Raw genomic sequence first — 11,832 nt, 5'->3', positions numbered from 1 at the left:
AACTGATTTAAATAATCAATTTTAAGATATCACTTTTATTTTTTATAATGTATGTATTAAACCAAACATCATTAAATAAAGGTAGGTTCACCGTGAAGTCTCTAAATAGCGCAACAGCTAATTCAGTTAACAAAACAGCGCAACCAAAAGTTGCACTGATTGCTGAAGGTGGCGGGCAGCGAGGGATCTTCACAGCTGGCGTACTTGATGCGTGGTTAGAGCAAGAATATGACCCATTCGATTTATTCATTGGCACCTCTGCAGGTTCGCAAAACTTAACTAGTTACTTAGCGCGTCAAAAAGGCTATGCCAAACGCCTAATTAGAGGGCTTTCGCGTAACAAACGTTTTTTTCAGCTTGGTCGCGGATTAGTGGGTAAGCATATAGTTGATTTAGATTGGTACTTTGACAAAACCACTGAAGTAAACAGAGCTATAGATTTCAAAACAGCGAAAACGAGTTTAGGTGAGCGTGAACTACTTATAACAGCCACTAACGCACGAGACAGAAAAGCTTATTATTTATCGCCAACAGGTGAGAGTGGTCAATGGCGTGATTTGTTAAAGGCTTCTAGCGCACTCCCGTTTTTATACAAACAGGGTGTAAAGTTAACCCCTTGGTTAAACGCAAAAGCAGCTAACGAAATACACCTTGCTGAAGAGCAAGTACAGAGCGATTTTTACCTAGACGGCGGTTTAGCCGCTCCATTACCAGTGCGTGAAGCTTACAACCGAGGGGCTCGTAAAATTGTTGTAATAAGAACGGTTGACGCTAATTTTCAAGCGCAATCTGCATGGGTACAAAAGCTAAGATCATTTGCTATAGCATCAGGCTATTGTCCAAAAACATTGGACTACTTGATACAGCACGAGAAAGCGTATTTAGATGAGCTTGAGTTTATTGCAAACCCACCAAGTGATGTGGAAATAATACAAATTTTTGCAGACGAAAAACTGCATAGCAAATTATTAGGTAGTTCAAATAACGATTTACGTTTTGATCATAAATTAGGCTTAGATGCCGGTCGCTCATACTTAGCAATGCAAAATTTACAGATTAACAGCAACAACCATTACAGTGCACCTACACAATACAGCTATAACTAATTAAATATAATTACAAAAAAGCGCATAACTTTATGCGCTATTTTTTTGCCATTCTTAATCCTCATTACGCCTCATATAAACCTTACTGCATCAAAATAAAAACTATTGCATCCCGCACCTATGCGCAAAATAAAATACTGAATCTTAAAAAGATATTATTGATTTTTTAACTAATCAATATAAAGTGTAGGTATGATTTATTATTCATATTTATAGAAATAAAATTCAATGTTGAATGTGCTTACTTACAGATTATTAAACACCAATACACACTTCACTATCGGGTAAAGCCAAACTTAAACACTATTATGTTTAATGCATAATTAGCTGCCGGAGTTTTAAAGTTGAGTAGCGCTACATGCAGAGTTTAAAGTCGGTGCTAACATAAAGTAAAAGTATAAAATAAAAAGGGATTAGTAATGTTCGATACCGTCGTCAAAAGTGTAAACAACCTTTTATGGGGAGAAGGTCAGGTACTTATTTATATACTTTTGTTTACAGGTATATGGTTTTCGGTACGACTAAAAGCAATTCAAATACTTAAATTTAAACATATGTTTAGCCTTTTAAAAGGAAGTAGCAAATGTAAAAAAGACGACATTTCGTCATTTCAAGCGTTGTGTACAGGGCTTTGCGCACGAGTAGGTACCGGTAATTTAGCCGGTGTGGCAGTGGCAATTTCACTTGGTGGCAGCGGCGCTATATTTTGGATGTGGGTAATAGCCATATTGGGTATGGCTACAGGCTTTGCTGAAAGCGTACTTGGGCAAGTATATAAAGTGCGCGATAGTGGCGGCGAATTTAGAGGCGGCCCTGCGTATTATATTCAACAAGGTTTGGGTAGCCGAGCATTCGCAATTGTGTTTGCTGCGTGTTTGTTTTTAGGTTACGGCTTTACGTTTAGCGCAATGCAAACTAACACAATTACCGACGCGCTTAACTACGCGTTTGAAGTTCCTACATTTTATTCAGGCCTGGTTATTACCGTACTAGCCGGCTCAATTATACTCGGTGGCTTTAAAGCAATTGCCCGATTTGCAGAGCGTGTTGTGCCAATAATGGGCATTGTGTTTGTACTTGCCGCCGTTATTATTACGATTATAAATTTCACGCAAGTACCCGCCATGCTTAAAGATATATTTTTATCGGCGTTTGGTTTACAAGAAGCCGGAGCGGGTGCAATGGGCGCAGCCATTAAAAACGGTATTCAACGTGGTTTATATTCTAATGAGGCCGGTGCAGGTAGTGTCCCGCATGCTTCAGCAAGTGCCAGCCCAATTCCTAATCACCCTGTAACGCAAGGTTACATACAAATGCTAGGCGTATTTTTCGATACAATAGTACTGTGTAGCTGTACCGCGGTGATCATTTTATTAGCCGATATAGACATTAGCGGCGAAATGGAAGGCATTCGTCTAACACAAAGCGCGATGACTGCTCACTTAGCACAAGGTGGTGTTTACTTTGTAGCAGCCGCTATTACCTTATTTGCTTTTACATCGGTAGTGGCAAACTACGCCTATGCAGAGAGCAACTTGCACTTATTTAAACTCGACAACAAAGTAGGGCGCGGCATTTACACTTTGCTTTATTTATCAATGATGTTGTGGGGCGCGTCGGCCACATTAAAAGAAGTCTGGGATTTAGCCGATATTGCCTTAGGGTTAATGACAGTGGTTAACGTTATCGCTATTATACTGTTAACGCCGACTATTTTGTCTGTTACGAGCGATTACCACGCACAAAGAGACAAAGGTTTAGAGCCCGAATTTAAAGTAAAAGATGTAAAGGTACAGGGCAAATGCGAAGACGGCATTTGGGACTAACTCACGTATTTTAAGCACACTTAACTATAAAAAGCGGTTTTATGTCAACATAAAGCCGCTTTTCATTTTGCATAAGTATTCACTTTCAGTGTTGTAAAAATAACTGAAAAAACCAAAATTAAAGGCATAATTTTTTAAATGATCGAGATTCACGCAGGGAAAACAGCGGCTAAAATTATTAACGAACAGGGCTTTAAACCCGAACTTTTCACCTCTTTTTTAGGTGCAAGTGGCGGTCCTAAATGGTTTACATTATTTGGGTTAGATAAATATATTTTTGGTGAATTTTTTAAAAACCGTACCCAACCACTTAATTTAATTGGCTCATCTGCCGGCGCTTTTCGCTCTGCGTGTTTTGCACAAAACGATCCCGTTGCTGCCATTGAGCGATTAGCAAAATCGTATTCGCAAACTAGGTACTCAAGTAATAAACCAACACCAAGTGAAATCACAATAAAAGCGCGCGCATTACTTGAAGATGTTTTTGGCGATAACGGCGTAACCGAAATTATAAATAACCCAATATTTAAAGCGCACTTTATAGTGGCAAAATCGAATGGCTTTATTGCTAGCGAAAATAAATTAATACAGTTAATGGGTTTATCAAAAAGTTATATGTTAAACCGCGTTAACCGAAAATTATTAGGCTCGCAATATGAGCGTTTTATATTTGGCCCAGCAACAAGTGACTTATCAATTACCGATACCTACAATTTTAAAACACAAAACATAGCGCTTACTCAAAATAATTTAAAAGATGCATTACTTGCATCGGGTTCAATACCACTTGTTATGCAAGGTATAAAAAATATTGCAGGCTCGCCACCCGGTATTTATCGCGATGGCGGAATAATTGACTACCACTTTGATTTAAAAATTAATAACCCAGGCTTAATTTTATATCCGCATTTTAATTCAGAGCCAAAAGCAGGGTGGTTCGATAAAAATTTAAAACGTAAAGTATCACCACTTAATTACGACAACGTGGTGATGATCACCCCATCAAAAGAATTTGTAGCAAGCTTACCTTACGGAAAAATCCCAGACAGAACCGACTTTACCGATCTTGATGCAGATATACGGATTAAATATTGGAATACCGTTTTTAGTGAAACTGAGAGATTAGCAGATTATTTTCATAGGCAACTTAGGATAATAAAAATTAATAAAATAAATTAATATATATCAAATGAAAAAGGGCGACAGCCCTTTAAAATTAAGATGTGTAATTAATTTTTTTCAAATTATACTATTATTCATCACCGGGAGGGCTAACCGTTTGTGTTGTAGGTATATTTCCAGAAGATGATGATACTGGTTGATAACCTAGCTGACCTCCGGGTGATGAATTTGGATTTGATTGTACAACTGGCTGATAACCTTTTTGTATATCAAATTTGCTACTTTCTTGAGATACAATAGGCTGATAGCCATTTTGTCCACTGACTTTATTTTTCATTTATTACTCCATGTCTGAATTCAATATGTGAAACTTCATTCGTCAAAATTATAATTCCAGCACTATCATTTTTAGGTCTTTCAAATTTTCCTTTATCAGAAATAATCCATGTTTGCTCGAGGAATAACTGTTCAGGGTTTGGAGAGCTAGATGAAAAAGAATTCTCACCATAAAAGCCTCCAACCACTTTTCCATCTTTTAACGTTACTTTAATAAAATATGTTTTATTTTGTTTTGAAAAAATAAAATCCCAAGGTTTACCTGCTGGATGAGTTACTTTCTGTCTGAGTCTAGGACATGATCTTATCTTATGCCATATATAGGTTAAAACAATAGGAAATATCAAGATTAAAAAAAAGTAAAAGAAAATATAACCGTTAGGGCTTGAGTTAATTAATTTTATTTTTTCGAAATAAAGAATTATGGGGAAAGGAATTGCGTAATTAAAACAACTATAAGCAATGGCATCTACCAATTGTTTAGATGAGTCTCTATAAGCATCAGGTGCAACTAACATACTGTAAAATTTCATTGCAATGAAACCTGGGATTACGAACAAAATAAACAAAATTAATTTATCACTTTCCCAAACATTCATAGTGTTCTGTTCCAAGTTAGATATAAAAAATGCTAAAACTAAATTCAGCTATCTGCACTATATTTATAGCTTTAAATTAACCGAATATCTGAAATTTAAATTATCTCAAACTGTAAACATTGTATGATCATTTAGCTAAACTTTATAGTGTGTTGGGGTAGAATGATAGTTAATAGCTATGATAGGTTATTTTATTTATTGTTTGAGTCATATAAATCATGTTGTATAGGAATTGATTATATAGCCCATAAGTTACGTTATGTTAAATTGGTTGGGTTTTAATAAAGCGAGCGTGATTATACAAACCAGCTCGCTTTTAGGATAGTAATTTGGTGGTTAATTAAGCTCTGAATCAACCCAAAACTTAGTTCCCTTTAATACAGCTTGTAGTGCAAGGCCATTTTCGGTTACAGAATATACAGTAACTTGATCTGCAATCGCTTCGGCAACTAGTGCACCGCCTTTATCTTCATATTTTGCTGCTGCATCAGCGTTTCCGCCAAATGCCCAACCATGTTCAATAAATCTATTTAGTGCAGCTTGGTTATGAAAAACCATTACAACGTTAAAATCTTTAACGCCTAAACCAAGTCCTAAACCGGCTTCGCCCATATTCATGTAAGTCGATTTACCTGTAAGATTATTTCTAACAACACCGTAACCACCGCCAAAGCTAGCAAGCACTACATTTACATTTGCGTTATCGAATACAGCATAACCAGCAGAGTTAGCAATTTGTTTTTTAACATCAGGTTTTTCAGCGTATAATTTATCTAATGTGTTTGCTTTCATACTTTGTACAAGTGAACGTTTTTCGCTTGGCGATGCACTACCTGTAGTAGCACACCCAGTTAACGCAACAGTTAAAGCAAGTACACTTAGTATAATTAGTTTTTTCATAATGTTTTCCTTAATAAGATATAGCAACCAACAACCATAGAATAATCACGGTATTAAAATAATTAGAACTTTACTATGTCCAATACTAGACAGTATCGGACTTTGACGTTATTCTGTAAGTCTATTATTTAATTGAATATTTATACATTATGCTTGTTGCTTTGGTTGATACGTTAAAACAATTAAGATATCAAATTGCCCATCTAGATGACGGTACTCTCAATTCAGAATACCCAGAACTTGCATCCTTTATACAGGAAATTGGCTTGACTGTAACTGAATCAAAAGCTGATCTGACATTCTTGTATCAGTTTTTATATGTTTATGGCCGAAAGTCAGAAGCCACTTATAGTCGTTTTCGAAATGAGCTTGAACGCTTTTATTTATGGTCGTGGTTAATAGCAGAAAAATCAGTATTCGATTTAAAACGCGAAGATATTGAAGCTTACGTTGATTTTATGGTCGAACCCGATAAAGCATGGGCTGCAACTTCAGTGCAATGGCGTTATAAAGATGAACAAGGAATTCGTCGATTAAACCAAAATTGGCGCCCTTTTATGCTTAAAGAATCCATTGCTAGTCAGCAAACTTTATCGTCTATGTTTACAGCATTAAATGTGTTTTATAAGTTTGCCTTACTAGAAGAAAAAACATTTGCTAACTTTGTCCCTGTTGTTAAAAAAAATAGTCCGTACTTAGTTGTTCAATCACAAATTCAAATTCCAGACACATTAAGCGATATTCAATGGGAATACGTTTTTGGTGTAACGCGTGATTTATGCGAACATAACCCTGATTTAGAGCGGAACTTATTTACGCTTGCCTGCTTAAAAGGTCTTTATTTACGAATTTCAGAATTATCTGAGCGCCCACAATGGTCGCCGGTGATGTCTCATTTTTGGCAAGATAATGATAGTTTTTGGTTTTTACGTATAATGGGAAAAGGTAATAAATTACGAGATGTAACCTTAAGCGATGATTTTGTTGAATATTTAAAACGTTATAGACTATACAGAGGTTTACCTGCCCTTCCCCGTGTTGATGAATCAGATCCTTTGGTTCATAAAATTCGCGGGCAAGGTGGTATGACCGTAAGGCAAATTAGGCGTTTAGTTCAACAAAGTTTTGATTATGCACAGCAATCATTACTCGATGATGGTTTTAAAGATGATGCTGAACAACTTGGCGCTGCAACTGCACATTGGCTTCGTCATACTGGTGCCACACATGATGCGCAAACTAGACCGCTCAAACATTTATCAGAAGATTTAGGTCATTCTAAAATTGCGACTACCGATCAAATTTATATTCAAACAAATATTAAAGAGCGAGCAAAATCAGGGCTTAAAAGGAAAATTTAATGGAGTATTTAGTAATAGCATTTATAGGCGGATTATTTTTAATTTATTCTTTAACACTTCGCCAGTTAGAAAAAACAGAAGTAACAGGCCCAATGTTTTTTGTTGTTGGCGGAATATGTTTAGCTTCAATGCTACCCAACGAAGGGGATAAAATAAAAGAAGGCGTTGATCTTTTATTACCATTTATAGAACTTACGCTAAGTATTTTTTTATTTTCTGATGCAGCTAAATCAAAGTTGAGTGTATTAAGGCATAGTTTTCAGTATCCTAGTTTACTGTTGTTTGTTGCCCTACCCTTAACTTTGTTACTTGGTATTGCTGTTGCTTTATTTTTCTTTGCTGAGCTTTCACTTATTCAAGCAGCGTTGCTCGCTATTATTTTAACACCTACTGATGCGGCATTAAGTAAAGGGTTACTAGCAAGTACACAAGTGCCTGAAAAAATACGCGAAGGAATAAATACTGAAAGTGGTTTGAACGATGGATTATGCGTACCTATATTTTTAATATTTATATTACTCGCTAAAAATCCTGATTCAGCTATTACTGCAACACAAACATTAAGTGTGTTTGGCCGAGAGCTTGGCTTGGCTTTATTAATAGCTATTACAAGTATTGTTGTTTTTATACCGAGTTTAAACTTTGCAATGAAACGTCATTACTTTGCACAAAATACTAGTCCATTTTTATTACTCGGTTTTGCAATGGCTGTGTTTTCTGTGACTCAATATTTTCATGGCAGTGGATTTATTGCGGTGTTTATTGCAGGCTTATTATTTGATAAATTTTCGACCGAAGAAGTTAGAACAGAATTAATTGAAGACTCAGAGCATATCGCAGATTTCACATCGTTAATGATTTGGTGCTTGTTCGGGTTTGTTTGTGCTTACTTAGTTATTCCTAAATTAAATACTGAAATTATAATTTACGCTTTGTTAAGTACAACATTGATTAGAATAATTCCAGTTATGCTGTCTCTGCAGTTTACGGCATTGAGTATTAAAGAGCGTTTTACATTTGCGTGGTTTGGACCAAGAGGATTAGCATCAATTGTTTTTACATTGATGGTGATAGATACGCAAATAGAAAACAAATATCAAATAGCGACGATAGCAATGACGACTATTTTGTTTAGTGTATTTATACATGGTATTAGCACTAAACCTATTGCCGATAGCTTTGCTAAAAAGTAGTTTTTAAAACAGTTATTTAAATTAGGTAATTAAAATAATAGATTTAAAAAAGGCGTAACGGTTATTTTCATCACTGATGAAGTTAATCGTTGCGCCTTTTTGTATTTAATAAATAATTTACTAAATTTGTATTTAGATAAAACTATTTAAGTACCTCTTATATAAGTGATCTTATTTAAGTACTCTTATTTTATAAAGTTATTTAAGAACCTGTGCTAGTAATTCAATTGGGTGTTTTGGTTTAAATTGTTCAAAACGTTTAACTTGGCTACGACAAGAAAATCCCGTAGATAAAAGTTGCTCAGGTTTATTTTTATCTACAATTGGTTTCCAGCTCATTTCGTAAAGCGCACGTGAGTTATCTTGATTTTGTGCTTCGTGGCCATAAGTTCCCGCCATTCCACAACAACCTGTATTTGTTGTTTTTAATGTTAAACCAATATCATTGAAAATTGTTTGCCATACATTTGCTGCTTTTGGCAGCGCAGTTGTTTCAGTACAATGACTCAGTAATGTAAATTCGGTATCTGTATTTTGCTTTGCGCTTAGTGATTTAAACGATTGTGTTTCTAGCCATTCATGAGCAAGCTGCACATTAAATTCGCCACGGTTATTTTCTAAAATTGTATTATATTCATCGCGATAACACATAACGAGTGACGCATCTAAACCGACTAACGGTGCATTAATATCATTTAATTTATTTAAAAACTCGGCTGCATTTTTAGCTGTAACTTTAAATTCATGCAAAAAACCTTTTACGTGTTGCGGTTTACCATTTGGTTTAAAAGGTAATAGCATTGGTTTTTTGCCAAGTTGGGTTATTAAAGTAATAAAACTTTCTACTAATTCGGCTTCGTAAAAGCTCGTAAATGGGTCTTGTACTATTAATACATATTCACTTTGTTGCTCTGCATTTAATTTATTTAGTAAATCAAAATCGAATTTTTGTATTTTAGTAACACGCTTTGAAAGTGCAGGAATACTTAACTGTGGTGTATCAACATAGCCAACCGTTTTTTTAATAACATTACTAACTAATGATGTTTTAACAATTGGATTTATAACTTTAGCGAACTTTGCCATTAATGGCGCGCTATTTTCTATGTTACCAACAAGGTAATCTTTTAGCGGGCGTGCATAATAACTATGATAATAATTTAAAAAGCGCGAACGAAAAGTGGGTACATCTACTTTAATTGGGCATGCTGTTGTACATGCCTTACATGCTAAACATTCATCCATTGACGCTTTTACTTCGTGAGAAAAGTCGTAAATACCTTTTCGTTTTTCGCGGCTATGAACAAAACGTTCCCACCAGGTGATTACTTCACCTTTGTTAAGCTGTTTTTCTACTTCGAGCAAATCTACATTTTTTGACTCTTGTAGACGAAGCCATTCGCGCATTAAACTTGCGCGTCCTTTTGGTGAATTACGGCGATCGCCAGTTACTTTATACGATGGACACATAGGTGAATTTTCATCGTAATTAAAGCATATGCCATTACCATTACAGGTCATTGCATTGTTAAAACTGGTTTTAACTTCTATTGATATTTGCTTATCGAAGTGCGATCTCTTTTGTCCATCTACACTAACTAGTGAGTCTTCACTATCGATAGGAGTGCATATTTTACCGGGGTTAATACGGTTGTTAGGATCGAAAGCTGTTTTTATTTTACGAAGTTGCGTATATAAATGCTCACCAAAAAACTCAGGGCTATATTCACTACGGTAACCTTTACCGTGCTCGCCCCACATTAAACCGCCGTACTTAGCGGTTAGTTTTACGACCTGATCTGAAATAGTTCTAAGTAGTTTTTCTTGTTCTGGGTCACACATATCAAGTGCTGGGCGTACGTGTAAAACGCCCGCATCAACATGGCCAAACATACCATACTGTAAATTATGACTGTCGAGTAATGCTCTAAATTCGACAATATAATCGGCTAAATTTTCAGGCGGTACAGCGGTGTCTTCTGCAAAGGCGAGCGGTTTTTGGCTGCCTTTTACATTACCTAATAAACCCACTGACTTTTTACGCATTGCGTAAATTTTTAGTATATCGCTTTTATCACTGGTTAACTGATAACCAATAACGCCATTAGTTTGATTTATTACGCATTCATCTAGAAGCTTACAAAGCGTGTCTACTTTGTCTTTTATATCATCGTTTGATACTGCATTAAACTCGACCATGTTAAGGCCTTGCATATCTTTATTTGGTACGTCGGTTATTAAGTCCGATACTAAATTCCAAATGATATCTTCACGCGCTAAGTTTAAAACTTTGCTATCAACGGTTTCTACCGATGTTGCACGTGCATCGACTAAAAATGGTGAATGACGAAGTGCTGAGTCAAAACTATCATACTTAATATTAATAAGCGTTTTAAATTCAGCAATAGGCGTTAGGTTTAATTTTGCTTCAGTTACTATACCTAATGAGCCTTCTGAACCCGTTATTAGTCGGCTCATGTCAAAGGTAAGTAAGTCATCACTTAGCACATGCTCTAGGTCATAGCCGGTTAAAAAACGATTTAACCGTGGAAACTTAGCTAAAATAGCAGCGCGTTCATTAATTGAAATATCTAAAACTGTTTTATATAAACTGCCAATTAATGAGTCTTGATTAGCTATAATTTGTGCTTTGTCGATGTCTATTGGGGAGGTACACATAGGTGTGCCATCAACTAAATAAGTTGTTAGCCCTAAAACATGATCGCTCGTTTTACCGTAAACTAACGAGCCTTGCCCCGATGCGTCAGTACTTATCATGCCACCAATAGTTGCCCTGTTACTGGTAGATAAATCAGGTGAGAAGAAAAAACCATAAGGTTTTAAAAAGTCATTAAGTTGATCTTTTATTACGCCGGTTTGAACGCGTACCCAGCCTTCTTCTACATTTATTTCGAGGATTTCGCGCATATAGCGAGACAAATCTACAACAATACCAGGTGTTAACGATTGTCCGTTAGTGCCTGTTCCACCGCCACGAGGACCAAAAGTTAATGATAAAAACGGGTCGCGAGATGCTGTTTGCAATGCGAGCTGAATATCTTTTTCACTTTTTGGAAAAATAACACCTTGCGGTATTTGCTGATACACACTGTTATCGGTTGAAGCGGTAATACGCGTTGCATAACTTGCGTCGGTATCTCCGGTAAAACCTTGGTTTGCAATGGTATTTAGGTAGTTTGCGACAAGTTCTGTCGCGGCATCTTGCTGTGTAATTGTTGCTATCATGACGGCGATATTTTAGGGCATTTGACTAATTATATCATGGTGATGGCGAATAGAAATTGAAGATTTTACAGTTTGTAACACTCTTTTAGTCGATTTTAATGCAGCTTAAATTATACTCATACTAACAAGTAATGAGGTGTGTT

At 36.0% G+C, this 11,832-nt stretch carries 9 protein-coding genes; 5 read left to right on the top strand and 4 right to left on the bottom strand.

All coding sequences use genetic code 11. The features are described 5' to 3' along the window. Window positions 1–92 precede the first annotated feature (92 nt). The 3 genes from I6E72_RS08575 to I6E72_RS08565 all read left to right on the top strand — a co-directional run bounded on the left by I6E72_RS08575 (window position 93) and on the right by I6E72_RS08565 (window position 4,111). Window positions 93–1,106, top strand: coding sequence for a patatin-like phospholipase family protein (locus I6E72_RS08575; protein WP_169060517.1), 1,014 nt, complete (start codon window positions 93–95; stop codon window positions 1,104–1,106). Between the two features lie 419 nt (window positions 1,107–1,525). Next, window positions 1,526–2,932, top strand: coding sequence for an alanine/glycine:cation symporter family protein (locus I6E72_RS08570; protein WP_076924661.1), 1,407 nt, complete (start codon window positions 1,526–1,528; stop codon window positions 2,930–2,932). Window positions 2,933–3,070: 138 nt separating this feature from the next. Further along, window positions 3,071–4,111: a patatin-like phospholipase family protein gene (locus I6E72_RS08565; RefSeq protein WP_197111887.1), complete on the top strand. Its 1,041-nt coding sequence runs from the start codon at window positions 3,071–3,073 to the stop codon at window positions 4,109–4,111. A 73-nt stretch (window positions 4,112–4,184) separates the two neighbouring features. Here I6E72_RS08565 and I6E72_RS08560 read toward each other — a convergent pair whose 3' ends face one another. From I6E72_RS08560 to I6E72_RS08550, 3 genes are all read right to left on the bottom strand, one after another. Beyond that, window positions 4,185–4,391 carry a hypothetical protein gene (locus tag I6E72_RS08560; RefSeq protein WP_197111885.1) on the bottom strand — a complete coding sequence of 69 codons (207 nt, stop codon included), beginning with the start codon at window positions 4,389–4,391 and terminating at the stop codon, window positions 4,185–4,187. After that, entirely contained in the window at window positions 4,381–4,989 is a 609-nt protein-coding gene (locus I6E72_RS08555) for a DUF6338 family protein (protein WP_197111883.1), read from the bottom strand. Before I6E72_RS08555 ends, I6E72_RS08560 begins: the two co-directional genes overlap by 11 nt. Before the next feature lie 336 nt (window positions 4,990–5,325). Next, on the bottom strand, window positions 5,326–5,889 hold the full coding sequence (locus I6E72_RS08550; protein WP_007583197.1) for a YSC84-related protein: 564 nt from the start codon (window positions 5,887–5,889) through the stop codon (window positions 5,326–5,328). A gap of 149 nt (window positions 5,890–6,038) precedes the next feature. On the opposite strand from I6E72_RS08550, the gene I6E72_RS08545 reads away from it, so the two are divergent. Next, on the top strand, window positions 6,039–7,250 hold the full coding sequence (locus I6E72_RS08545; protein ID WP_197111881.1) for a tyrosine-type recombinase/integrase: 1,212 nt from the start codon (window positions 6,039–6,041) through the stop codon (window positions 7,248–7,250). Beyond that, window positions 7,250–8,443 (top strand): cation:proton antiporter, encoded by a 1,194-nt coding sequence (locus I6E72_RS08540; protein ID WP_197111879.1) that lies wholly within the window; start codon window positions 7,250–7,252, stop codon window positions 8,441–8,443. Before I6E72_RS08545 ends, I6E72_RS08540 begins: the two co-directional genes overlap by 1 nt. 198 nt (window positions 8,444–8,641) lie before the next feature. Here the strand turns inward: I6E72_RS08540 and ydiJ are convergent, their stop codons facing one another. Further along, window positions 8,642–11,689, bottom strand: coding sequence for a D-2-hydroxyglutarate dehydrogenase YdiJ (gene ydiJ, locus I6E72_RS08535; protein ID WP_197111877.1), 3,048 nt, complete (start codon window positions 11,687–11,689; stop codon window positions 8,642–8,644). Window positions 11,690–11,832 lie beyond the last annotated feature (143 nt).

This window comes from Pseudoalteromonas sp. NSLLW24 (assembly GCF_015864725.1).
In the GTDB taxonomy this organism is placed as follows: Bacteria; Pseudomonadota; Gammaproteobacteria; order Enterobacterales; family Alteromonadaceae; genus Pseudoalteromonas; species Pseudoalteromonas arctica.
This window is presented reverse-complemented; position numbering and strand designations above follow the sequence as displayed.